Raw genomic sequence first — 23,418 nt, 5'->3', positions numbered from 1 at the left:
TGTATCCTATCTGATGCTGCTATCTTTAGGACGAACTATTTTATTACAACCTTGGCGTGGTTATTGTTCTAGGCATGGCCCGCAGTCATCGAATAAGACATTTGTTAAACTCTTTTCTTTTTAAATTCATTCCTTAATTTGGTTCAAAATAAATGGAGGGGAGGTTGGCTGGATTGGTGGATAATTAAGAAGCTTTTCTTAAAGCTTGTTTGTGTAATGGAATATAATCTCCCCCACTGACCCATAAGTGATGCATTAATATCGCAAGTTTCCTCGCGATGGCAACAACAGCCTTTTTCTTGGCAATTCGTCCTCCACTACTAGCAATCCTACGACCATAATTTTTAAGATCAGAAGCAGGTGAACGGTCACTTAAAATAAACTGAGCAGAACCAACTAATAAAGCCCTTAAATAACGATCTCCTTGCTTTGTGATACTTAATTGTTTGTCGATCTCTCCCGATTGATCTCTTTTGGGAGTTAACCCAAGAAAAGCTCCAATATCTCTACTCTTTTGAAAGCGTTTAGGGTCATCAATAGTTAATACATAAGTTAAGGCCGTAACTGGACCGACACCTGGTAGTTCCTGAAGTTTTATAGCTTCAGGGCATGACTCTTCACTAAGCATATAAATCCGATCATCCAATCCCTCAATACGGTTTGTTAAATCTTTAGATTCTTCCAAGAGTTCTCCTAAAGTCGATATCAAGTCATCAGGAATATGTGCAAGCATTCGTTCACCAAAACGATTTGATGCACAACTGGGTAAATCTGTTACACCAAAGCTCTTTAGTATGCCACGTACACAATTTATACACCTCGTGCGAGCCCCAATAAAATGCTCACGTACACGAATTACTGATAACATTTTTTGAGCAGATAGGCTTCGGTGCTCAATGCCATGTAAAAGTTTAGGATCCATTCGAGCTACACGAGCTATTTTCTCTGCATCTTTTTCATCACATTTATTTGTGTCCCCCCAAATCATCCGCAGTTTTCGTGCATTGGCGACAATAACCTTAAAGCCCATTTCCTTGAGAATCGAAGAAACCCACATTGAACAAGCGCCTACTTCCAAAGCTATTCGAATACTTGAACGATTCTTATATTGTTCAAAATACTCATGTAAAGCTTCGATATGATTATCAATTTGTATTTGTTCGACAACTTCTCCCATTGAATTAAGAACACAAAGGTCGTGTTTTTTGTTCCAAAGATCAATTCCGATTGTGATTTCAGGAACAGTGATAGTAATTTTAGACATGGTAGTTCTCCGTTAGTTTGTTGTGGTAACTTAATTAACGTCAGGCAAGGTCTGCTAGCAAGTGGACTTTGCCGAGGGCTGCCTTCTCATACTATCTTTAGGTATGAAACTGAGAAGGCTATTTAAGTAGTGTACCTAAAGGAACATAATTTTTTGCCCTTGTATTAAATTCCACACTATATGTGGGGCTATTTAAAGTAACATCGCTCTGCGATGTAAGTTTTCATCGTTAACTGCTTAATCGTAAAGTAATCTATTAAATATCTTCACAGTATTAAAGATAATTGAGTAATATGAATGACATGGAGGAAGTATGAAATATGCGATGAAGGATAAGGTTTTTTCTCTGATTGATAATTATGAGATAAAAACCGAAGAGGAAAAGCTGGCTTATACAGTAAAAGGTAAGTTCTTTAGTTTTGGTAATAAGCTTGATGTTTATGATGCTAAAGGAAAAGAAATTGCTTTCATTGAACAAAAAATGTTGTCAATGATGCCTCGTTACCGACTGTATAAAGGAGGGCTTATGTTTGCGGAAATCCAACAAAAATTTGCTTGGTTCAAAAAGAATTTTATTTTAGATGTTCCGGGGCCCAATGATTACACAATCAAAGGCGATTTTTGGGGGCACAATTACAAATTTTATCGCTCGGGCAAAGTTGTAGCGAGAGTTAAGAAAAAGATGTTCTCGTGGGCGGGGACTTATGGGGTCGACATCATTGATGGAGAAGATGATGTTTCGATACTCTCGACGGCGATCATTATCGACCTAGTGAGTCAGAATAATAATAGTGGATCTTTTGACTAAAAGTTTAAAATTTAGCTGTTGTTTAGAAAGTTATATAAAAAAGACGAACTCCTGCGAGTTCGTCTTTTTTGTTTAAGGCCTAATCAATTTAAAACAGAGTTGCTTAGTAAGTGTTTCTTGAGGGCCTAAGTCTTTGCGAGACAAGAGAGATTCACCATTATGATTATAGTAATTGAGTTGATTGCACTTACAGAAATCTATGAAAGCGTCACAATGAAAATCTTGATCGCAATTAACGACGGCCCAGAAATTTTTGAGTGAGTGTTCTACGTTTTTAAAGCTTTTCCCTAAATATTTAAAAGAGTACTTGCTAGCTATTTTCTTGAGTTGAGGTGCTGAGCCTATAATGCTGACATCCATGCCTTGTTTAAATGCTTTCTTGAGAATAGCTTTGCAACGTTTTGTGAAGTTAGCGACAATAAGTATCTTTTTCATTTCGTCTCATCCTATTATTTTACAGGTAGAATTAAAGAAATGCCAAGATCTGCAGAAAAGCAAGTGCCTTAATCTTAATCTAATAGAATTAGTTCATGATTTTTAGGCCTATGAGTCAGGAAAAAGTTAAAGCTTAATTTTGGCTGAAAATTAATGCTTAGGGCATCGATTTTTTTTGAATTGACTAATCAATCGTAGATTTTATGAGTTCAAAAGCGTATGGAACTCTTGAATCGCAGCTGAGATTTCAGCCGTACTGGCGTAGAGTACACCTTGGTGATTCATGAAGGTGGAGTCTTTACGATTTAAATCCAAGGCTTCGCCAAAAATATTTGTGGAGGGTCTTTTGGCTTCTGCGAAGAGCGCAGCACTTGCAGAGAAATCCCACAGGCTACCACCACCGAGAGTGGCTTTGGGGTACTTAAAGTAGCAAGCATATGGTTGGCTGAGGGTTAAGACGGCATTCATGGCGCCGCCGCCCTGATGAAGAACTTTGAGTTGATCACATTTGAGTTCTTTACTGAGTGTTTCAAGAAATTGTTTTGTTTCGGCAAAATTTGCGCTTTCGTGAAAGCTTCGATCACACATGAAGTAGAAAGTCTTGTCTTCACTTTCATGCTTGAATCCCCATTTTTCACGATTTTTGAAGAGGCCTTGATCTTTTATGGCATGGTAGATGTCATTTTTAACGGGATCATATATGACGCCAATTAATGGACTTCCATTTTTTGCGACTAAGGCAATGGAAACAGAATAACCATGAACGCCTTCAGTGAAAGGCAGTGTGCCATCTAAAGGGTCTATACACCAAAAGGCTTGTTTGTGATGGCGCAGGCCATCATCAGTGCTTTCTTCGGCGAGTAGGGCTAAATTATAAGTGTTTAAGCTTGGGGCCAGTTTTTCAATTATGATTTTTTCAGCTTTGAGGTCAACCTCTGTAAAGACTTCCGAAGCCTTTGAACTAGCGCCTGTTTTAAATTGCTGCTTAAGGTCTTTTCCTGTGTAAGATTGGATGAGTTTACCGGCATCGAGGGCGGCTTCAATAGCAAGTTTACTGAGTTCGCAAAGTTGTTCTGAGGTCAAGTTCACGATTCTAAATCCGCAATAACTTCTCTGCAAATACGTTCGCTATATGAATTAATTTTCCAATGCCCAGGACTCCAACCTTTGAGGAAGCGGTGGAAATCTGCCCAGGCATAGGGGTAGAGATTTCTCCAGTCCTGCTCGAGTGCATCGACATCTATACTATGGTGATATGTTTTTGTGGCCTTGCGAAGTTCGCTAAAATAGAACTGAAGAATCTCGTTTTCCATAGTTTCACAATCTTCTTCGTGGAGACAACTTCCTACGAAATAAGCGAGGTCTTTCATACCACAACCACCACCGACGTATTGGAAGTCCACTGCGGAGACTTCAGAGGCATCATGATTAAAGCAAAAGTTTGCGAGTTTCGCATCGCCATGAACAATAGTTTGAAAGGGAGAATTTTTGAGTTTTTGATCGATGGCTTGAGCAGCACTTTTTAGTTCAATATCATCGAGAGCTTGCAGTTCTTGGGGACGGGTTTCGAGGTGCCAATAACAACCACTCGTCCAAAGTCCCGTGGTGTTGTGTTGAAGAAATTTACCATGGAAATGAGCGAGCCACTTTAAACAAGCTTCCAAGGATTGCTGATTGACGGACGTGAGACGCTTTGGGTAGGAGCTCGCATCCATGTCTTCAAGTATGATCAGAAAGTCATCGTCTCCTTGTTCACAGACAATGAGTTTAGGAACTCTAGCTAATTCTGGGCTTTGAGAGCTGAAATTTTTATACCAATTGGATTCAACTTCGTAGGACTTGAGTTTCCGTTGGTGAGATAAATCGCTATTCCAACCTCGAGGATGATTGCTGACACTCGGCGGCTTGACGTGTTTGACAATTAAACTTGTATGCTGAGGGTGATCTAATTCAATGCGTAGAATACTACCATAGCCACTCCAAAGGTTTTGAATGACTTGGCTCGATAAGATCTCGCCTCCTTTGAGAAGGCGAATGATTCGATTTTTAAGCTCAGGTGATAGCATGATGACTATTTAGCCGAGTCCTAAGATTTTACTGCTTAGTGATAAGTACAGAGCCACTTTTGTCGGGCATCGGCACAGGAAGTTCAGGCTTGTCAGCAAAGAAATCATCTACAGCTTTGCGAGCGCCAATCCAAGCGTTGTAATCGTGAACGAGAATGATGCCTTTTTTTGACATGCGCTCGTAGAAATATTTGAGGCCCTCAAAAGTTGGTTCATAAAGGTCGGCATCGAGGTGAACAAAGGCAAATTTCTGTTCTGGGAAATTATCGGGAAGGCTATCTGGGAAATAACCTTTGTGAAAATGAACGTTATCATTTTGTGGCGCAATGTGTGCACGAACTTTTTCTAATGAGGTATCAGAAAACTTACTGCCTTTCGTTTCAAATTCAGTGTGGCCTTTTTCGGCTGTGACACTGCGATCGGTGAATCCTTCGAAAGTATCGAAAAGATGAAAAGGGCGCTCAGGCATATAGTTGTGAATGAGCTTAGATGTACCGCCTTTGTAGACTCCGAGTTCCGCCATACTACCCTCGATTTTTTTGTCGATCAGGGTGCGGAGCATGAGCGTGATCATGTCACGTCGAGTATTGTCCCAAGCTTCAAGATTGTTAATTGTGCGTTTAAGGGATGAATCTTTAGGGTAAAAACCACCTGTTTCTTGTTGGAGTTCACGATTCGTCCAACGAGATTTTGGGTTGATATCCATCTGTCCTTGCATGAAAAAAGAGGTGTTTTGAAAAATGGGGGTAAACTTCTTTAAAATTGACTTAGCTAGTTTCATCCGAATCCTATTGTTAAAACGACTTTTTCTATCTTAGCAGGAAGACAAGTTTTACGCAAATCTCTTTTGCTTTGTGGGAAGGTTTTTAAGTAGAAATATGACGGAATTAGATGATCTATTTCCCATTAGAATCCATTAGCCCTCAATGCTTAGCCACAAGAATTGGTGAGCCTCAAGTTGCAGGACATTTGTGTCAAAGAATTCTTGCGTAATGAGATCACTATATCTGCCTTGGAAAGGTAAGTTTTCGTAAGTTTTTGCGGAGTGGGCAAAGTTGGCGAGAACGAGAACTTTTTCTTTGCGATCAGCCGATTCGCGAAGCATGCAAAAAAGACTATTGGAGAGCTCATAGATCTTGAAAGGAGCAAAGGGGTTAAAGCATGCCGAGGATTTTCTGACTTTGAGCATGTGACGATAGTTTTCAAAGACAAGGTAGCGTTGATGGTGAGGATTGTTGAGTTCGTTTTTAAGTTTTTCCCAATCTAGCTTTTCTCGATTGATTGAGCGATTGACTCCCGTTAGCATGACACCATCGAGGTCGTTTTTTGAGCCCACTAAGCTATGGATATAAATCCCTGGAACTCCAGGCATACAAAGAGCAATGCTTTGCGAGAGTAGCATACGGCCCACTTTTTCAGACTGTGTATTAATCAGTGGGCTGAGGAGGTCCATATAATTACAGTTGAGTTCATAGGGACTTTCAGTTCCGTCACCATTAGAGCGCATGGAAACGCGACCTCCACTATGTTCTGCGGCAGTTATGAGTTCTTGGATTTCAGCATCATTGAGGATGCCGCTAACGGGCCTGAGTCCAATGCCATCGTGACTCGCAGTGAAGTTAAAGAAACAGACTTTGTCGCTGGGCAGCTCGAGTTCACCATGCCATTTGTTTAAATGACGACAGTCGCCAGTGATAATGCCATGAGCTAAAAGGGGTGGGAGGGCGAAGTTATACACCATTTGTGCTTCGTCATCACCTGAACCAAAGTAAGATATATTTTCTTTGTGAGGGACGTTAGTTTCTGTAATCATGATGATTTCTGGAGCCAATTTATGCAGGACATCTCGCATCAATTGAATGAGCTGGTGAGTTTCTTCCAAGTGAATACAGTTCGTTCCAAATTTTTTCCATACGAAGGCAATCGCATCAAGACGAATGAGTTTAGCCCCTTTTTCTACATAGGATAAGAGTACATCTAAAACAGCGAGAAGAACTTTGGGGTTGGCATAATTAAGGTCGACTTGGTCTCGCGAGAAGGTGGTCCAAATCAAGTGAATTTTTCCATCGGCAGCTTCGAAAGGAGAAAGTAGGGGCAAAGCTCGTGGACGAACCACCATAGAGGTGTCCACATCGGGTGGGGTGTCAATAAAATAGTTTTTATATTGCTCATCACCACGTAGGTAGCCTTTGAACCATTCAGAATGTTGAGAGATGTGATTGATCACTCCGTCGAACATCAAGCTCGAACCTTTTGCTATATTTTCCACATCTTCCCATGAACCGAGTTCGGGATCGACGGCTTTGTAATCAATAACAGAGAAACCATCATCCGAGGAATAGGGGTAAAAGGGGAGTATGTGAATAGTATTAATAATGTCTTTTAAAAAGGTTTCATCGAAATCATAGAGAGTTTTTAAATGCTTTTGCCCTTCTTTTTTTATACTATCGCCGTATGTTATGAGAATGATGTCTTCTTCGGAGAGTTGTTTGTTTGAACTGCTTATTTTATCTTTATAATTCTCAATTAAATTGAGTATTAAGATGTGAGTCGCTTTCGAATCCTCTTCGGAATAAAGTTGAGTTAGGCGTTCATAAATACTGCAAGGAGTATAAGAAATCATAAAATTATCCTTTTTACAAATTAGTAACTTGATTTAATTAAAATTACAATAATGTTACTTTTAAACTAATCAATTACATTTTGCAGGAAGTTATGAAAAAGTATGTTGTCGTCACTGATTTGGATTCGACATTGTTAGATCACGCGGATTATTCGTGGGACAAAGCACAAGAAGCTCTAGATTTACTTAAGACGAAAAAAATCCCTATTATATTTAATTCATCAAAAACTTTAGCAGAGCTTCAACAGCTCAAAGAAGAGATGGGTAATATAGACCCCTGTGTTTCTGAAAATGGCTCTGTGATTTGCTGGTCAGGCAGTTGGGGTGAAGCGGAGATGGTGGAGACTCCGGGGATTAACCGTGATGGAATATTACAAATTTTATCAAAACTCAAAGATCAATTCAATTTTATTGGCTTTAGTGAATGGACAAGTCACGATTTATCAAAAGAGACGGGTTTGACGGAGTCTCAAGCAAGTCAAGCTTTAGATCGCCAAGGGAGTGAACCGATAAAATGGCTAGGGACTGAGGATGAATTAAAAAAGTTTCGCTTAGTCTTAGCACAGAAAAATTTACATTTACTAAAGGGAGGACGTTTTTTTCACGTCATGGGCATGGTTGATAAGAGTGAGATCATTGAACGCTTGAAAGAAGTTTATGGTGCTATCTATCAGTCTGAAATTTGTGTGATAGCACTTGGTGACAGTGCCAATGATAAACTGATGTTGGAACTGGCCGATATAGCAGTAGTCATTCCTGCTAGCAAAGGTGAAAATTTAAAACTCGATAGAACAGATTATATCTTGGCCGCTGATAAAGGGCCAAGAGGGTGGAATACAGAAATGATTAAAATATTAAAACAAGGAGAATAAATATGGGTGATTTTTTTCAAGGTGGTAGCATTGCCACTTTACATAACTTTAAGCAACTACCGACAGAGGAATTAGAGAGGCGTTTGCTTGATATTTCTAAGACAAATAAAATGGCACTCTTACTACCAAGTCTCTACTCTGAGTTAGAGGCACCTGCGCTGGATAATATTGTTGAAGAAATTAAAGATGTTAAATACTTGGAGGAGATTATCATTGGTCTCGATAGAGCCGATAAAGCCCAGTACACCCACGCACAAAAATATTTTTCCCGTCTCAATACGGATTTTAGAGTTCTGTGGAATGATGGGCCGCGTTTACGGAAAATTGATTCGATTTTAGCGAAAGAAGATCTTGCGCCGAAAGAAATGGGAAAGGGAAGAAATGTTTGGTACTGTTATGGATATTTTCTAGCTTCACAACGCGCGCAAACCATCGCACTTCACGACTGTGATATTACGACTTATGATCGATCGATGCCCGCGCGTCTTTTATATCCTGTGGCCAATCCAACTTTTGGTTACAAATTCACTAAAGGCTTTTATTACCGAGCAGCAGGAGGTAAGTTGAATGGACGTGTGAGTCGCTTATTGGTTACACCACTTATTAGAGCTCTTAAGAAAATTTTAGGGCCATTAGACTACCTCGACTACCTCGATAGCTTCCGCTATCCCTTAGCAGGTGAATTTACGATGCAAGCAGATGTGGTCAAAACTATACGCATTCCTAGTGATTGGGGCTTAGAAATTGGAGTTTTATCTGAGGTTTATAGGAACTATTCACCTAGTCGCTTATCGCAAGTAGATATTTGTGATGTGTACGATCACAAGCACCAAGATTTATCTCCTAAAGATGTGGAGAAAGGTCTTTCTAAAATGAGCACAGATATTTGTAAAGCGATTTTCAGAAAACTTGCCACTGAGGGAGAGACTTTCTCGATTGAAACTATCCGTACTCTCAAAGCCACCTATTATCGAATGGCCTTGGATTTAGTTGATCAATATCATGCGGATGCTGTGATGAACGGTCTAGCTTTAGACCGTCACCAAGAAGAAAATGCGATTGAATTATTTTCACAAAACATCATTCGCGCAGGAGAGATTTTCTTAGAGAATCCGAGCGAGACGCCCTTTATTCCTTGCTGGAACCGAGTGACATCTGCGATTCCAGAAGTATTGGATATGATCAAAGAGGCGGTTGAGTTGGATAGCGAGGAGTTTTCTCCATAATTACCAACTGCCTGAGGCTCCTCCACCTGAGAAACCTCCGCCTCCACCACCCCAGCCACCGCCGCCGGAGAAACCTCCGCCACCGCGTCCGCTTCCCATGATGAATATGCCACCCCCGCGTCCACCGCGGGAAAACATGCTCATGACAAAGAAGATGACAAAAATAACGAAGATAATGTAGTCGACTGCCGATTTTTTCTTGCGTTTAGGAGCGGGTTTTACCTTGGCGTTGATCTTGCCACCAGAGGCCTTTGCGCAACTCGCAATAATCATCACCGTGCCGCCAAAGAAATCCCCTTTTTTGAAGTAGGGCGGAAGGGCTCTTAAGAAATCGCCTGCTTTCGCATCAGGGATATCGCCTTCTAGATTTTTACCTACCTCCAAACGCCATTTGCGATCATTTATTGAAAAAACAAATAAGAGGTCAGATTTATATTCTTTTTTAAAGAGCTCGTCTTTGGCCCATTCATCGAGAACGCGTATTGAAAAGGATTCAATGGCTTCACCTTCTAAGCTTTTTACAGTAAGGATAGTCATCGTGACTTTAGCCGATTTAAAGTACTGCTCTAAATAAGCAGAGAGCTGAGCTTCTTCTCTTGCGGAGTAGACTTGGGCTTGGTCAATAATGTGAGATTTTAGGCTCGGTCTTTTAGGGACGGGAAGTTCAGCAAAAAGGAATTGAGATAAATTTAAAAGTAAGAGGAAAAATAGTTTAATCTTCATGGAGGATCTCATTAGATAGTTCATTAACGTCATCTGATTGATAAGGGAAATGAACTTTAAGCTTCTCGCCAATCATGTGAATACCTTCGGCTAAAGCATCAGCGTAGGCGTCTTTTTTAAATTGATCAACCATGTGTTTGATCACATCGTCCCAGAAACCATCTTCCACTACATTATTAATACCTTCATCACCTAAAACTGCGAGTTTGTGATCTTGGTAAGAGAGCACAATGAGTACTCCGTTTCTTTGCTCAGTTTTATAGAGTTCTTTTTTGTTAAAAACTTCTTGCGCATGCTCATAAATGTCGCCTTTGCATTTCTTGCAGAGGTAGAGTACGACTTCGCCAGAAGTATTAAGTTCGGCTGCAGTAATGGCATCGCCAATTTGAGCTTGTTGCTCTTTGTTGAGAAAACTCATGATTCGAAATCAACTTTAGGAACTTCTTTATCTTCCGGGTTTTCGATTTCAAAGAAATCACGTTTTTCGAGGCCCATTCCCCCAGCGACTAAACGACCAATAAAAGAACGAATCTTAGTATTATATTTTTTGACAGCTTCATTATAGCGAGTTCTTGCAACGGCGATACGGTTTTCTGTGCCTGTAAGCTCGTCTTGGAGACGAATAAAATTTTGATTCGCTTTTAAATCAGGATATTTTTCCACAACGACTAAGAGGCGACCAAGAGCTTTATCCATCATTGAAGAAGCAAGAGATTTTTCTTTAACAGTTTTAGCCGAACCAATTTTGGTACGAGCTTCGGCAACTGCTACAAAGATTTCCTTTTCGTGTTTTGCGTAACCTTTGACAGTGTTGACTAGATTAGGTAAGAGGTCTGCTCGGCGTTTGAGCATATTGTCAATTTCTGCGAATTGAGAATCGCAGGCGACATCTAATTTTACTAAGGTATTGTGGTTGACCCAATACATGATTCCCATTGTAACAAGTATTAAAATGGGTGCGATAAAGCAGGCGGCGATAATAGCAATTTTATTCATAATGATTCCCTCGTTTAGTTTGCAAGATTTTACTCTCTTTACAGAACTTTTCTATATAAGAGAAGTAGATAAGTCGAGGGATTTTAAAAAGTAAGGCCTAAACGAAGAAAATATTTTGTGTCATCTTTGGAACGTGAACCATTGGGGTGACTGACATACTCTTGATCCATGCCCATGTTGAGGCTTAATTTGAGGGTTTCATCCATTGTAAAAGGGATTTCATAACCGCTCTCTTGGTTAATTATGTAGTGACTGAACTCATCGATAGAGGGGTTGTAACGAACTTTACTGTAAACAGAGCCCCAGATGTTTGCTTTTCGTTTGAAGCTTACTTCTATTTCTAGACCGTGGCCGGTGTTATCTTTATCACTTTCTTTTTGATAATCTTCGTGACGCATAGCAAGTCCCAAGCGACTACGTAAAACATGACGTTCATCATCTAAAATATAATAACCAAAACCACCAGCTAAATCGTAGCGATTTTGTATATCTTCAAAACGGTCTTTTTCCCATCGTGAGCGAAGGTAAAGTGAACTCGGGTCATTGAGGGCTTTAGGGTGCTCATAGTCGGAGCCGACTACATATTCTTCTTCGTTGTTTACTTTATTGTTTTCACCCAAGATAAAGGAACCGTAATTCAGAAGTTTGACCCCATCTCTTTCCCATCCGACAGAACCACCACCGCGGTAGTTATCTTTGTCCGAGTTGCCAGTTTGTTTCGCCAAATTTAAGTAGAGTTTATACTCCCACGGGCTGACGGGTTTAATGTAAGATGGATGGTTGTTATTAGGTTCCCACAAGGAGAGGATGGACTTTGTTTCAATAGGAGCTAAATCGTTCTCGATGAAGGCAGAATCTTGCTCTAATAATTCATCTTTAGAGGGGTAAATGATTGTCTCTTCAATTGTGTAAGCGAGCTTACCTTTAGTGGTATCATTTTCGTCATATTCAATATTCTTGACAGTGTCGGTTTCGTATGAATCAACGTGAACCATAGGGATAATGATGAGTCCAGTAAATTCAGTTTCTATACTGAGTTGGTCTTTGTAGACTTTTTTTATATTTCCAAAAATTCGAGAGCCATCAGTAAGTCTTATTATATCTGCTGATAAAGTTGTACTAATGCCTAAGAGAAGAAGGTGTAGAAACCTTTCTTTCATTAGAAATTAAGAAGGAGTTTTAAGTAGAATTCGTTGTCAGCTTTTTCACTTTCGTCGGAAGGTAAACTTGTGTATTCACGATTGTATCCCACTTTTAGACTAAGTGTCATCGTTTCTGATAAACTATATGGTAGCTCGTGGCTTACATCTAAGTAATATATGTAATCCTCTTGTGGGTCCTCAAAAACTGGTGCATATAGGGCTTCGGTTCTAAACTTACCCCATTGGCCAAAGTTTTTAACAAATAATGCCTGAAAGTCCCCAGCTAGTTTTTCATTGTCAGCACTATCATCTTCACGGTAACGTTCAATCCTTTCAGCAATACCGGTACGAACTCTCAGAGTAATGTCTTTGGGGTCGCGTAGGAAATAATGACTGTAACCAACAGCTAAGGTGTGACGAGCATCCAAGTCATCGAAACGGTCTTTTTCCCAGCGATAGCGCGAATACCAAGCTTGCATGTGATCGAGGCTAATCGGTGATTCATAATCAAAACCTCCAGTATATTCTTCATCAGTATTTGCACCATTTTTATTACCAAGATCGAAAGCAGCGAATAACTTAAAAATCTTTCCATCTTTTTCATATGTTGCTTTGAATCCACCTTCGTATTCATCTTCATCAGTATTGCCAGTTTCCTTAAGAACGTTTAGATCAATGCTATAATGCCAAAGCTTAAGAGGTTTCACATAATCTGGGTGTTTGGAGCCAATGGGCCATAAATTTTTAAAATCTTCAGTTGCGACAACGGGTTCGAGTGCTTCAACTTTAGTGGTTTCATTTTCTTCAGTTGGTGCAGTTTCAGACTTTTTGAAATCTTGTTCTTTCACTTGTTTCTTAGGAGTAATGACTGCTTGCCCATTCATGTAATCAATTAAACCAACTACGGTTTGTCGATTATCGTATTCGAGGTTGGCATCTTTCTCTGTTTTAAAAGATTCAACTTTGCTGAGTTTGATGACGATTTCTCCTGCGAAATCAGTCTGAAAAGTAATAGAGCCTTTGGTGATTTTTGTGATTTTACCCGGCAAGACTGCACCATTTTTTAAGGTGACTTCATCAGCAAAGGTAGAATAGAAACTGAGTAGAAGAAGTAAACTTATAGCCTTAAAGTGTGTAAAATTCATGATCCATCCGTTATGTGAAATTATTTTTGAAATTCTCGAACAGTAGTTCTTGTGAGGACTTTAGGCAAGAATAATTGGAGGTTTTTTTTCTTTTTAGAAAGGAGCAATGATAGGCCAAATTAAAGCAAGGTCATATTGAGTTGAATTCGCTCTGAAATACTGGGCAATCAAAAGATGGATATATGCTAGAGAAAAGCCTTTCATATTTATAAAGAAAAACGTGACACTTAATAAAATACATAATCCAATGGCAATAGGAGTGTTTTTTTGAGAGGTGTTGGCGATGGTTTTTATCTTTTGTTTACTATCTCCTAGTTTATCTAAGTCGTCACAGAAAATGACGTTGATGAGGGCGAGTATGAAGCACGAGATGAAAAAAAGTGCGTTAAACTGAAGAAATGGTAAAACAGCAGTTATGAGTGCCCAGGAAAAAGCGATAGAGAATTCTTTAGCTAGGAAGAGTTCTTTGAGACGCTTTTTATAAAAATAGATTTTAGGAGAGAGATATAATAAAGTGGGGATGCTTGCAAGGATTAAAATAAGCCACTGTCTCTTTGTGAGAAAGAAAGATAAGCCTAAACAACAAATCAAGGATGTGATACAGAGTTTTTGAATGAAACCTTGGTGTTTGCGTAAGAAAGACCATCGTTCAGGGTGATTAACTTGATCTTCAGGTGAGTTTTGGTAGACTCGTTCAATATTGTATGTGAAAAAGCAGGCAAAATAAACAAATAAAAAGAGCTGCCATTGTGGCGTTTCAGAGAGGAATGCGTAGAGGCTCGTGACAATACAAGTCACCTGACTTGTGTGGAGAAAAGATGCTTTGAATTTAGCTAAGGACACTTAGCCGATTTTATTTAATATTTCTTCTTTGTTCAAGCCTTCAATCTGAAGGAGGGCGGCTCGATCGAGTATATGGCGAAATTCCGGTCCAGGCTTAATATTCATTGTGTGGAGATCTCCACCATTAATTAAAGGGTTCTTAATTGCTTGGTCAATATCATCCAGCTGATTTAATGTTTGTTCAAGGGCAGGACGTGGTTCTGTTTGTTCAATGACATTATGTAAATAATTAAGTAAACGAGAACTATTATCGCCACATGACTTTAAAATTTGATAAGATTTTTCAAGTGAAAATTCGCCTGTGTTAAAATAAGCAAGATGTTCAACTAATTGACAAGAAAAGCGAATGATGGATCGACTAAGTTTGTATTCTCTACAAATACTTTCGACTTTGTTTTTATCACCACTAGGTCTAACGAGGGCAGCAAAATAAGTCTCGCCATCATATTGAGCTGCACGACCAACTTCTTCCCACCAAAGTTCATTGGCGTAATGATCTTTGGTGCTGTCGAAAAGAACATCCAAGATATTCATTGAGTAAAGAACTTTTAGGAACTCTTCGGCGTGACCTTGAGCTTTTTTGAATTCATCACTTATACGCTCTACTGAAACGTGCTGAGTTATTTTAGGCGCCAGTTCTTTTGCAGCGATAAGTAAATCAGTATCGATTGACATCTTAAGTCGAGAGGCGAAACGAGCCGCACGTATAATTCGCAGGTAATCCTCAGAAAAACGTTCTTCTGCAGTGCCAACTGTTTTCAAAATTTTATTTTTTAAATCATTTTGTCCATTAAAAGGATCAATGATTTTTTTACCAAGAAGAGCAATGGCATTGATCGTAAAGTCGCGACGAGAGAGGTCTTCTTCAATCGTTTTTGAAAAGCTCACATTGGCATTGCGACCATCGCAAGAAACATCAGTACGAAAAGTTGTATGCTCATAAGGCTTACCATCAATTAACACGGTTACGGTTCCGTGCTCTATGCCGGTGTCAAAAGTTTTATACCCAAGTGATTTACTTAGGTCTTTAAAATCGTAAGGATGTATAGCTGAGGCAATATCAATGTCAACTACATCAATACCTAAGAGTCGATCTCGTACAGCGCCGCCAACTATGTAGATGTCTTTGCCGAAGATTTCACAAAAGTCCGGATACATTTAGTGGCTCTCCAGGGTGAAGACACTGAATTCTGAGAATAAATTTTTGTTAAATGACTTTAAAAAATGATCGCCGCCAGGATACACATGAGTAATGCGAAAACTTTCTTTTTCACACATGGAATAAAAATCGCGGATAGAGCCTAGGTGAATATTGGGAGTGTTATACCATTCATAGGGAAGATGTTTAGTGTTGGGCATCATTCCCTTGAGAGTGATTTGGAGTCGTGACTTCCAGTAAGCTAGGTTGTGCACAGAAACAATAACTTTCTTCCCAACTCGTAGTGCTTCTCGAATGAGTTTGTCAGGGTTGTGAACTTGTTGCATTGTTTGACTAATTACGACAAAATCAAAGCTCTTATCCTGGAAAAAACTCATGCCTTCTTCAAGGTCGAGTTGTAGGACGGGAACTGCGTTGGCAATACAGTCGATGACTTCTTGCTGACTCACATCAATCCCTTGGACTTCGCAAGATTTTTCAAGTTTAAGGTGTTTGAGTAATTTGCCTTTGCCGCAACCAAGGTCTAGGACACGAGATTTTTCTTTGATTAAAGATGTGATGATCGAGAAGTTGGCATCAAGTAATTGTTTATGCATTGGAGCAACTCTCGAGTTGTTGTTCAAGGAAATTGCCAATGATAGGAGCGAGTACGTCAACTTCTAGCAAAAAAGCATCATGACCTGCATCGCTTTTGATGTTACAATAAGTTGCTGTGCGATGATTTTCTGCTAAAGCGTTAACGATTTCAACTGATTGATACGGCGGGAAAAGCCAATCACTAGAAAAGGAGATGATACAAAATTGACAAAGACTCTTAGCTAGAGCTTGTGCAAGGCTTTTGTCTTCACCTTCCTCAGCTAAATTAAAATAATCCATTGCACGGGTGATATACAGGTAGGAATTGGCGTCGAAACGATTAACGAATTGGCGACCTTGGTAATTAAGATAGCTTTCCACTTGGAAATTGTGGGTGAATTCGTAATTAACATCATCCATTTCTTGGAGTTTACGACCAAATTTATTTTGCATCGAAACATCAGATAGATAAGTCATATGCGCAATCATTCGGGCAATAGAGAGGCCTTTTTCGGGTTGAGTTCCTTTCGGGTAATTGCCGTCATCAAAGTTTTCGTCTTTGATGATGGATTCACGTCCAACCCAGTTGAAACCAATACTCAACGGAGAACATTGAGCAGCAGTTGCAATAGGGATGCATGAATGAACTTTTTCAGGGTAAGTTACCGCCCATTGCAAGGCTTGCATGCCACCTAAAGAACCACCTGCAACGGCCAACCATTTTTCAACGTCTAGATGTTTCATAAGTTCATTTTGAACGTTGACCATGTCGTAGATAGTTGTCATGGGGAAATCTAAATTATAGCTTTCTCCAGTTTCAGGAGAAGTAGACTGGGGACCCGTAGTTCCATAGCAGGAACTTAAGATGTTACTGCAGACGATAAAATACTTATTTGTGTCAAAGCTTTTTCCCGGGCCAACCATTTCGTCCCACCAACCAGGCTTGCGGTCATCTTCTGAATGTCGGCCAGCTACATGTGCTGAGCCCGTAAGGGCATGGCAAATAAGAATGGCATTACTTTTTTCAGCATTGAGTTCACCATAGCTTTCATAGCAGACTTGAACTTCGTTGAGATTTTTGCCACAACGAAGTCGAAAGGGCTCCTCTTTTGAAGCGAAGCTGAAAAATTGTTCTTTGACGAGCATTTTAGCTGCAGGTGCTTGGGGCACAACCTTCGGGTTTAGTTGTTTTTGGATTTAGGATTGAAGGATTATCATCAATCGAAAACTTTTTAGAGGAAGCTTCATCATCTTCGATATTGAAGGCTGCTTCATTTTCAATTTCAAAACCAGCATCTTTAATGAGACGGAAAACTTTATTTTTGCGATCTCCGCGAGTGACTAAATAACCTTCCACAAAAACTGAGTTGGCGGCGTAGAGTGCAAGACTCTGGAGTCCACGTAAATGACCTTCACGACCACCACCCATACGGATTTCAGCTTTTGGATTGAGGAAGCGGAACAAGCAGAGGATGCGAACGCAACGAATTGGGTCCAGTTGGTCGAAGTCGAAGATGCGATTGCCCTCAACAGGAACGAGAAAATTCACGGGGATAGAAGGAACGCCCAAGCGACGGACTTCGAGAGCAACATCGACGACGTCATTATCGCTTTCACCCATACCAGCAATCATGCCAGAACAGTTCTCTAAACCAGCTTTGCGCGAATTGCGCAAAGTTTCGAGACGATCTTCATAAGTGTGAGTGGTGACGATTTCTGGTGTGTGAGATTCAGAAGTGTTGAGATTGTGATTGAGGCGATCGAGACCAGCATCCTTGAGTTTTTTTGCTTGTTCGTATTCAACGAAACCGGCAGATAAACAAGTCTTAATTCCCACTTCATCCTGGATTCGCTGGATGATATTTGCGAACTGATCCGTTCGTTTGTCATTTAAACCCGTACCAGACGAAACCATGCAATAACGGTAGACACCGCGCTCTTTGGCTTGACGAGCTTCTTCAACAATCTCGTCTTCTGGCTTTAAAGCATATTTATTGACGGGGAGGTCTGAATCCTTTGATTGTCCACAGTAACCACAGTCCTCAGGGCAGAGGCCATTTTGAACATTGTTGATTTGGTGGATTTTAACTTTCTTACCAAAAGTTTTCATGCGAACATCGCCAGCAGCAGAGGCGAGTTTGAGAAGGTCAATTTCTGGGGATGCAAGAATTTCTAAGCATTCTTCACGGCTAAAGTCCTCATTAGCGAGAGCTTTACTTGTCCAAAGTTGGTATTTATTTGACTCTGAAGTCATTGTTACTTCCTAATGATTTTATATTTGTCCATATGGAAAACAGGACGAGACCAGCCTTCCTTACGTTTTTTTATTCCAGTCATGGCGATCTCCTGCTCATACAAAGTGTGCAGGTTTTCTACCTTGCCGATTACATAGCACAGAGGATAATACTCTTTGTCAATTTTTACAGCCAAAGCGAAATCAACTATTTGTCTATCTTCTTCTCGAACTGGCATGATGATACCTTTGATAGCCGTTTGCCCTTGCTGGACAAGGAGTTCAATCTCATCGATATTCCCTAATTGAGCAGTGATTTCTTCTGAGGCTTGGATTTCGAATTCATCTCGGCTGATGTCATTTTCAACATTGTTGACCACTTCGATTTTTTCTTTGCCTCTTAGGATATCTTCATTTTTCTCATAAATTTCTTTTTCAGCTTGGTTAATTTCGCTGATTTTGTTTTCATTATTCTTTTTTAACTCAGTTAATTTCTTCTCAAGTTCGTCACGCTCTTTTTCGGCTTGTGCGATCTCATCACGAAATTGTTGTTCGATTTTTGCGAGTTCAGCACGTCGCTCATCAAAGTTATAACTCTTTTTAATGGCCGCATTAACCTCTTTACTAACTTCATTGTCAGCAGTTGGATTCGCTGGTTTTATGGGGATAGCCTTAATATCCTGAGTTTCAGTTTCTTCGACTTTTGCGGTCTTAGTTTCAGTTTTATCTATTTTGACAAATTGTTTGCTGACCCAAGCGTTCATCCAGGGTTGAGCTTTGATTTTTAACCAAGTATTATTTTTGCGATAAAGGACTTCAACTCTTGCTCCTACGGGCGCCGTGCCCAGTGGAGAAAATTCAATTCCTGCTCCTGCATAGGCTTGAACATTCTTAGGCTTTACTTTGCCTTCTTCATCAACGTGCTTGGCAGCAATCCACGCTGAGCTGTGTTCGGGGGCAACAATTTGTAGCCAATCATCAGTTTCTTTAATAATTTCAACTTTGCTATCGCGTTTGATGCGATCAATAATTTCAAAACGAACAGAAGGGCGGGCGCGAACATTGAGGCGATTTGTAATAACCACCCCCTGTTGACGTTCGAGGACGATTTTAGCAGGAGGCTCAACTTTTTCTTTTATTGGAGCGACTTCGTTTACAGCTTTTGGCTCAGTCTTTGGAGCTTCAATACCTTCAATGACAGGCTGTTCGTTGGCAAGGCTAAATAAATTTAAAAGTAGACAAATGGATAATAAAATATATTTCATGGTTTAGGGAATCCTATTTGAGGATAAGTAAGGCAAAGCATAGAGTCGCGAGCTCAAGGTATTCTCGGTGACTATTGATTTGGTCTTCGAATTCTAAGTTTTGCAGTTTAGTTTTAAGGTAGGGAGAAAGGAAATAGATGCCTGCAAAGCAGAGGGCTACGGGAACGATCTGTTCAGTAAATAAACAAGGAATGACGGCACAGCCAATCGTTAGGTAGAGGCACATATTTTGAATGTTGGCATCTTTGTTTTTGAGTTCTGCTAAGAATCTAACACTTAAAGTATATGCAGGAAAAAGAGGTACGAGAATGAGCCACCAACTTAAGCCTTTATGGAGTAGATAGGCAATGGCGGCTAAGCGGAATAAAATAACAATTTGAGTGATGGCGACGGGGGCTTGAGAAAGCTTCAGGTCATGGGCTTTGTTGATGGAGTTGCCAAAGTTGAGTATTTGGAAATTATTTGACCAAGATAAGAGGGCGTTGATGATAAAACTTCCAAGAATCACGGCACCAGCATTGGATTGTTGCTGGAAAAATAAAATAATCTGCGCACAGAGCCAGAGCGCAAGGCCATTGATAAATCCAGCGATGGGAAGGTAGACACAGTTTTCACAGTTAAATTCACTGACTTGATCGCGTTTGTGTCCAGAGAAGATTGCCCATGCGCGCTGTAGTGCTTCTAGGTGGCTATTATTTTCGAAGGTTTTCAAGATTTGCTATCTCCATAATGTTTCGGCTAAGTTAGCACGAAGAGCTTTTTTATCACCTAAAGAATTTCTCGCTTTATTGAAAAAAGCCTAGAAAGTCAGCAGTCTAATCACTTCGAGATGACAAATTAATCTTTACATGGCCTTTTTGCGCTGGAGAATTGATATATTCAGCCAGTCTTCCATATTTAGTGAATTAAATTTAAAGGACTTCAAATGGAAGATATTTTTATTAAAGGGGCTCGCCACCACAATTTAAAAAATGTGGATGTGCGAATTCCGCGAAATAAGCTAGTGGTTGTCACCGGCCTGAGTGGTTCAGGTAAATCATCTCTCGCTTTTGACACGCTCTATGCTGAAGGGCAAAGACGTTATGTGGAGAGCTTGTCATCTTATGCACGTCAATTCATGGATCAGATGGAAAAGCCGGAAGTAGAGCAAATCACGGGGCTTTCACCCGCTATTGCCATTGAGCAGCGTGGGGGCGTGGGTAGTCCACGTTCGATTGTCGCAACAAGTACTGAAATCTATGACTACTTGCGATTGATGTATGCGCATGTGGGTAAACGTCATTGTCCTCAATGCGGTGAACGAGTTCAGAGTCAGAGTGCCGAAGCGATTGTGCGCAAAGCGCAAAGTTTTCCTGAAGAGAAAAAAATGCTTATCCTCTCTCCCTTAGTTGAGGGAAGAAAAGGTGAACACAAGGAAGTTTTTGAAAAAGCCGTGCGCGACGGTTTTGCTCGCGTTCGCGTAGATGGCGAAATGTGTCGTTTAGAAGACGTGCCCAATTTAGATAAAAATTTCAAGCACAATGTCGACCTTGTTGTGGACCGTATCAAAACGGGCTCAAAGAGTAGTCGTCTGACTGATTCAGTGGAGACTGCGCTCACTTATGGTGGCGGCTCGATTATTTTTCAAGTAGAAAATGAGCAGGGGGAATGGGATGAACACAAGCTTTCAGAACATTTAGCTTGTGATGCCTGCAATATAAGCTTTTCGGAACTGCAAGCACGTGACTTTTCATTCAATAGTCCCTATGGTGCTTGTGGAGAATGTCATGGTTTAGGGTCTGTTCAGACTCTTGATATCGACATGATTGTTCCCGATAAACGCAAGCCAGTGAAAGATGCTTTCCCATTCTGGAAAAAAGGTCCTCGCCGCTTGGTTTTCTACTACAAGAATTTACTTGAGTCAGTTGGCAAGGCCTATGACTTTGAACTGACCACTCGCTTTGAAGACTTAAGCGAGAAACAACGTGATGTCTTGCTTTACGGTACCGGAAAAGCTATCCGCATGGTGTATAAGAATGCTGGACGTTGGTATGATGTCAATAAACCTTTTGAAGGTGTAGCGCGAAATATCACTCGGCGCATGAATGAAACGGGTTCAGATCGTCAACGTGAAAAAATTCTTAGCCTCATGGTTCGACGCGAATGTGGATCATGTCACGGGGATCGCCTCAAACCGGAATCATTGGCGGTCACTGTCAAAGATATGCCCATTAACCATTTTTTACGCATGTCGATTGCGGACGCCGCAGAATTCATCCAGAATCTAGACTTTAATGAAACCGAAAAAGTCATTGCAGGAGAAGTGAGTCGCGAAATTGATTCACGCTTAGGTTTTCTTAACGCTGTAGGTCTTAATTATCTCAACCTCAATCGTGAATCTTCTTCTCTCTCTGGTGGGGAAGCGCAGCGAATTCGCTTAGCGACTCAGTTGGGGGCGGGCTTAGTGGGAGTTCTCTACATTCTAGATGAACCGAGCATTGGTTTACACCAACGCGATAACGACAGACTTTTAGCTACCCTAGAACATTTACGTGGTTTGGGAAATACCGTTGTTGTTGTCGAGCACGATACAGACACCATTTTACGTGCGGATTATCTCATCGACATGGGGCCCATGGCAGGTCGCTTAGGTGGTGAAATTGTTTTTGCAGGTCCGCCAAAAGAAATTATGAAAGCCGATACACTTACGGGCCAGTACATGAGTGGCAAGAAGGAAATCGCGATTCCCGCAAAGCGAGAAAAGGGCAATGGTAAGAGTATTAAAATTAAGGCTGCGGCAGAGAATAATTTACAGAAAGTGAATGTGAGCGTGCCGCTAGGTAAATTTGTCTGTGTGACGGGTGTTTCGGGTTCGGGTAAATCAACACTTGTTCACGAAATTCTCAAGAAAAGTATCAACAAGCATTTAGGCATTGGGCGTGAACGTCCAGGAAAAGTTCGTTCGGTTGAAGGTCTAGAAGAAATCGACAAGCAGATCGTAATTACGCAGTCACCCATTGGCAAAACTCCTCGATCAAACCCTGCGACGTACACGGGAGCTTTTGATCAAATCCGAACTCTTTATGCCTCCACACCAGATGCAAAGGCACGGGCTTATAAACCGGGACGCTTTAGTTTTAATGTCAAAGGTGGCCGTTGCGAAGAGTGCAAAGGCGATGGTTATCGCAAGATTGAAATGAACTTTCTTCCGGACGTTTTTGTGGAATGCGAAGTTTGTCGCGGGCGTCGCTACAATACCGAAACTTTGAGTGTGCTCTACAAAGGTCGCAGTATTGCCGATGTTTTAGAAATGACCATTGACGAAGCCTACGAGTTCTTTGATAAGGTGCCGAAGCTCAAAAAGATTTTGGGGACATTAGAAGAAGTCGGTTTGGGTTACTTACACATGGGACAAGCGGCAACGACTTTATCGGGTGGTGAGGCCCAACGTGTGAAATTAGCTTCTGAACTTTGTCGTATTCCACGTGGTCATACGATGTATATTTTGGATGAACCGACAACGGGTTTGCATATAGCCGATATTGATCGACTCTTACAAGTACTTCATCGTTTGCGTGATGCAGGTAATAGTTTGATTGTCATCGAGCACAATTTAGACGTTATCAAGACTGCGGACTGGATTATAGATATGGGACCTGAAGGCGGTGCCGGCGGCGGTCAAGTTATGGTCAGTGGGACACCTGAAAAAGTTGCGAAGTGCGCAGCATCATTTACGGGTCAGTATTTGAAGCCCATACTGAAATGATGGATTTTAAGCACCTTTTAGACTCCAAGTGGACGGCGGTCGAAATTATTGATCGTCAAAAGCATTTTACGGTGATTGCTACGAATGAGAAAGCAAAAACGGCTCAGCTCAAACCTTTATTAAAAGGTAAGAGCCGCGCCGTTAGTTTAGTTGAGTTGCGCAATCCGCAAAAATGGCAGAGTGGCTGGCTTTAGAAATTAAAAAGGGACGACTTCAAAATTTGTGTTAACGTAGATTTTCTCTATATAAAATCTGTCATCAAGATCCTCATGGCTTAACTGGTCTTGCTCTTCCCTA

General features: G+C 40.7%; 23 protein-coding genes. 5 read left to right on the top strand and 18 right to left on the bottom strand.

Translation table 11 applies throughout. From position 1 onward, the window contains the following. Positions 1–184: 184 nt before the first annotated feature. The gene (locus LNTAR_RS15550) at positions 185–1,264 is read right to left on the bottom strand and encodes an IS110 family RNA-guided transposase (RefSeq protein ID WP_007279685.1); all 1,080 of its coding nucleotides are present in this window, start codon (positions 1,262–1,264) and stop codon (positions 185–187) included. Between the two features lie 313 nt (positions 1,265–1,577). Here LNTAR_RS15550 and LNTAR_RS15545 point away from each other — a divergent pair, with 313 nt between their 5' ends. Beyond that, positions 1,578–2,072, top strand: a complete 495-nt coding sequence (locus tag LNTAR_RS15545; protein ID WP_007279684.1) for an LURP-one-related/scramblase family protein — start codon at positions 1,578–1,580, stop codon at positions 2,070–2,072. A gap of 72 nt (positions 2,073–2,144) precedes the next feature. On the opposite strand, the gene LNTAR_RS15540 is transcribed toward LNTAR_RS15545, so the two are convergent. The 5 genes from LNTAR_RS15540 to LNTAR_RS15520 all read right to left on the bottom strand — a co-directional run bounded on the left by LNTAR_RS15540 (position 2,145) and on the right by LNTAR_RS15520 (position 7,196). Beyond that, the gene (locus tag LNTAR_RS15540) at positions 2,145–2,507 is read right to left on the bottom strand and encodes a hypothetical protein (protein ID WP_007279683.1); all 363 of its coding nucleotides are present in this window, start codon (positions 2,505–2,507) and stop codon (positions 2,145–2,147) included. Between the two features lie 201 nt (positions 2,508–2,708). Further along, positions 2,709–3,590, bottom strand: a complete 882-nt coding sequence (locus tag LNTAR_RS15535; protein ID WP_157473617.1) for a 3'(2'),5'-bisphosphate nucleotidase CysQ family protein — start codon at positions 3,588–3,590, stop codon at positions 2,709–2,711. Between the two features lie 2 nt (positions 3,591–3,592). Beyond that, positions 3,593–4,573 (bottom strand): phosphotransferase, encoded by a 981-nt coding sequence (locus tag LNTAR_RS15530; RefSeq protein ID WP_007279681.1) that lies wholly within the window; start codon positions 4,571–4,573, stop codon positions 3,593–3,595. A 28-nt stretch (positions 4,574–4,601) separates the two neighbouring features. Further along, positions 4,602–5,354 carry a TylF/MycF/NovP-related O-methyltransferase gene (locus LNTAR_RS15525; RefSeq protein WP_007279680.1) on the bottom strand — a complete coding sequence of 251 codons (753 nt, stop codon included), beginning with the start codon at positions 5,352–5,354 and terminating at the stop codon, positions 4,602–4,604. Between the two features lie 135 nt (positions 5,355–5,489). After that, positions 5,490–7,196: a sugar phosphorylase gene (locus LNTAR_RS15520; RefSeq protein ID WP_007279679.1), complete on the bottom strand. Its 1,707-nt coding sequence runs from the start codon at positions 7,194–7,196 to the stop codon at positions 5,490–5,492. 92 nt (positions 7,197–7,288) lie between these two features. Here LNTAR_RS15520 and LNTAR_RS15515 point away from each other — a divergent pair, with 92 nt between their 5' ends. Further along, on the top strand, positions 7,289–8,068 hold the full coding sequence (locus tag LNTAR_RS15515) for an HAD-IIB family hydrolase (protein WP_007279678.1): 780 nt from the start codon (positions 7,289–7,291) through the stop codon (positions 8,066–8,068). A 2-nt stretch (positions 8,069–8,070) separates the two neighbouring features. Next, on the top strand, positions 8,071–9,294 hold the full coding sequence (locus tag LNTAR_RS15510; RefSeq protein ID WP_007279677.1) for a glycosyltransferase family protein: 1,224 nt from the start codon (positions 8,071–8,073) through the stop codon (positions 9,292–9,294). Here the strand turns inward: LNTAR_RS15510 and LNTAR_RS15505 are convergent, their stop codons facing one another. The 12 genes from LNTAR_RS15505 to LNTAR_RS15450 form a co-directional block, all read right to left on the bottom strand. Continuing rightward, positions 9,295–10,017: a TPM domain-containing protein gene (locus LNTAR_RS15505; protein WP_007279676.1), complete on the bottom strand. Its 723-nt coding sequence runs from the start codon at positions 10,015–10,017 to the stop codon at positions 9,295–9,297. Beyond that, positions 10,007–10,435: a TPM domain-containing protein gene (locus LNTAR_RS15500; RefSeq protein WP_007279675.1), complete on the bottom strand. Its 429-nt coding sequence runs from the start codon at positions 10,433–10,435 to the stop codon at positions 10,007–10,009. Before LNTAR_RS15500 ends, LNTAR_RS15505 begins: the two co-directional genes overlap by 11 nt. Further along, entirely contained in the window at positions 10,432–11,013 is a 582-nt protein-coding gene (locus tag LNTAR_RS15495) for a LemA family protein (RefSeq protein ID WP_007279674.1), read from the bottom strand. Before LNTAR_RS15495 ends, LNTAR_RS15500 begins: the two co-directional genes overlap by 4 nt. 83 nt (positions 11,014–11,096) lie before the next feature. After that, positions 11,097–12,173, bottom strand: coding sequence for a DUF481 domain-containing protein (locus tag LNTAR_RS15490; protein ID WP_007279673.1), 1,077 nt, complete (start codon positions 12,171–12,173; stop codon positions 11,097–11,099). Then, complete coding sequence (locus LNTAR_RS15485) at positions 12,173–13,300, bottom strand: DUF481 domain-containing protein (RefSeq protein WP_007279672.1); 1,128 nt, start codon at positions 13,298–13,300, stop codon at positions 12,173–12,175. The genes LNTAR_RS15490 and LNTAR_RS15485 overlap by 1 nt, the downstream gene beginning before the upstream one ends. Positions 13,301–13,393: 93 nt before the next feature. Continuing rightward, a complete protein-coding gene (locus LNTAR_RS15480; protein WP_007279671.1) occupies positions 13,394–14,143 on the bottom strand; it encodes a UbiA prenyltransferase family protein in 750 nt (249 codons plus the stop codon). After that, positions 14,144–15,301: a CCA tRNA nucleotidyltransferase gene (locus LNTAR_RS25890; RefSeq protein WP_007279670.1), complete on the bottom strand. Its 1,158-nt coding sequence runs from the start codon at positions 15,299–15,301 to the stop codon at positions 14,144–14,146. Beyond that, on the bottom strand, positions 15,302–15,898 hold the full coding sequence (gene metW, locus LNTAR_RS15470) for a methionine biosynthesis protein MetW (protein ID WP_007279669.1): 597 nt from the start codon (positions 15,896–15,898) through the stop codon (positions 15,302–15,304). Next, positions 15,891–17,048 (bottom strand): homoserine O-acetyltransferase MetX, encoded by a 1,158-nt coding sequence (gene metX / locus LNTAR_RS15465; RefSeq protein WP_040915057.1) that lies wholly within the window; start codon positions 17,046–17,048, stop codon positions 15,891–15,893. The genes metW and metX overlap by 8 nt, the downstream gene beginning before the upstream one ends. Beyond that, the gene (bioB, locus tag LNTAR_RS15460) at positions 17,026–18,132 is read right to left on the bottom strand and encodes a biotin synthase BioB (RefSeq protein ID WP_007279667.1); all 1,107 of its coding nucleotides are present in this window, start codon (positions 18,130–18,132) and stop codon (positions 17,026–17,028) included. The genes metX and bioB overlap by 23 nt, the downstream gene beginning before the upstream one ends. Positions 18,133–18,134: 2 nt before the next feature. Then, positions 18,135–19,376 (bottom strand): SH3 domain-containing protein, encoded by a 1,242-nt coding sequence (locus tag LNTAR_RS15455; protein ID WP_007279666.1) that lies wholly within the window; start codon positions 19,374–19,376, stop codon positions 18,135–18,137. A gap of 13 nt (positions 19,377–19,389) precedes the next feature. Next, a complete protein-coding gene (locus LNTAR_RS15450) occupies positions 19,390–20,088 on the bottom strand; it encodes a hypothetical protein (protein WP_007279665.1) in 699 nt (232 codons plus the stop codon). A 213-nt stretch (positions 20,089–20,301) separates the two neighbouring features. On the opposite strand from LNTAR_RS15450, the gene uvrA reads away from it, so the two are divergent. Continuing rightward, entirely contained in the window at positions 20,302–23,121 is a 2,820-nt protein-coding gene (uvrA, locus tag LNTAR_RS15445; protein ID WP_007279664.1) for an excinuclease ABC subunit UvrA, read from the top strand. Continuing rightward, the gene (locus tag LNTAR_RS15440) at positions 23,118–23,315 is read left to right on the top strand and encodes a TIGR02450 family Trp-rich protein (RefSeq protein ID WP_007279663.1); all 198 of its coding nucleotides are present in this window, start codon (positions 23,118–23,120) and stop codon (positions 23,313–23,315) included. The genes uvrA and LNTAR_RS15440 overlap by 4 nt, the downstream gene beginning before the upstream one ends. Positions 23,316–23,418: the final 103 nt, after the last annotated feature.

The organism is Lentisphaera araneosa HTCC2155 (assembly GCF_000170755.1).
Classification (GTDB): domain Bacteria; phylum Verrucomicrobiota; class Lentisphaeria; order Lentisphaerales; family Lentisphaeraceae; genus Lentisphaera; species Lentisphaera araneosa.
Note: the sequence above shows the minus strand (reverse complement) of the source record. Positions and strands in the feature narration are given on the sequence as shown.

Coding starts and splice junctions, on each gene's coding strand:
- LNTAR_RS15550 (WP_007279685.1), bottom strand. CDS start 1,264: ATGTCTAAAATTACTATCACTGTTCCTGAAATCACAATCGGAATTGAT.
- LNTAR_RS15545 (WP_007279684.1), top strand. CDS start 1,578: ATGAAATATGCGATGAAGGATAAGGTTTTTTCTCTGATTGATAATTAT.
- LNTAR_RS15540 (WP_007279683.1), bottom strand. CDS start 2,507: ATGAAAAAGATACTTATTGTCGCTAACTTCACAAAACGTTGCAAAGCT.
- LNTAR_RS15530 (WP_007279681.1), bottom strand. CDS start 4,573: ATGCTATCACCTGAGCTTAAAAATCGAATCATTCGCCTTCTCAAAGGA.
- LNTAR_RS15525 (WP_007279680.1), bottom strand. CDS start 5,354: ATGAAACTAGCTAAGTCAATTTTAAAGAAGTTTACCCCCATTTTTCAA.
- LNTAR_RS15520 (WP_007279679.1), bottom strand. CDS start 7,196: ATGATTTCTTATACTCCTTGCAGTATTTATGAACGCCTAACTCAACTT.
- LNTAR_RS15515 (WP_007279678.1), top strand. CDS start 7,289: ATGAAAAAGTATGTTGTCGTCACTGATTTGGATTCGACATTGTTAGAT.
- LNTAR_RS15510 (WP_007279677.1), top strand. CDS start 8,071: ATGGGTGATTTTTTTCAAGGTGGTAGCATTGCCACTTTACATAACTTT.
- LNTAR_RS15505 (WP_007279676.1), bottom strand. CDS start 10,017: ATGAAGATTAAACTATTTTTCCTCTTACTTTTAAATTTATCTCAATTC.
- LNTAR_RS15500 (WP_007279675.1), bottom strand. CDS start 10,435: ATGAGTTTTCTCAACAAAGAGCAACAAGCTCAAATTGGCGATGCCATT.
- LNTAR_RS15495 (WP_007279674.1), bottom strand. CDS start 11,013: ATGAATAAAATTGCTATTATCGCCGCCTGCTTTATCGCACCCATTTTA.
- LNTAR_RS15490 (WP_007279673.1), bottom strand. CDS start 12,173: ATGAAAGAAAGGTTTCTACACCTTCTTCTCTTAGGCATTAGTACAACT.
- LNTAR_RS15485 (WP_007279672.1), bottom strand. CDS start 13,300: ATGAATTTTACACACTTTAAGGCTATAAGTTTACTTCTTCTACTCAGT.
- LNTAR_RS25890 (WP_007279670.1), bottom strand. CDS start 15,301: ATGTATCCGGACTTTTGTGAAATCTTCGGCAAAGACATCTACATAGTT.
- metW (WP_007279669.1), bottom strand. CDS start 15,898: ATGCATAAACAATTACTTGATGCCAACTTCTCGATCATCACATCTTTA.
- bioB (WP_007279667.1), bottom strand. CDS start 18,132: ATGACTTCAGAGTCAAATAAATACCAACTTTGGACAAGTAAAGCTCTC.
- LNTAR_RS15455 (WP_007279666.1), bottom strand. CDS start 19,376: ATGAAATATATTTTATTATCCATTTGTCTACTTTTAAATTTATTTAGC.
- uvrA (WP_007279664.1), top strand. CDS start 20,302: ATGGAAGATATTTTTATTAAAGGGGCTCGCCACCACAATTTAAAAAAT.
- LNTAR_RS15440 (WP_007279663.1), top strand. CDS start 23,118: ATGATGGATTTTAAGCACCTTTTAGACTCCAAGTGGACGGCGGTCGAA.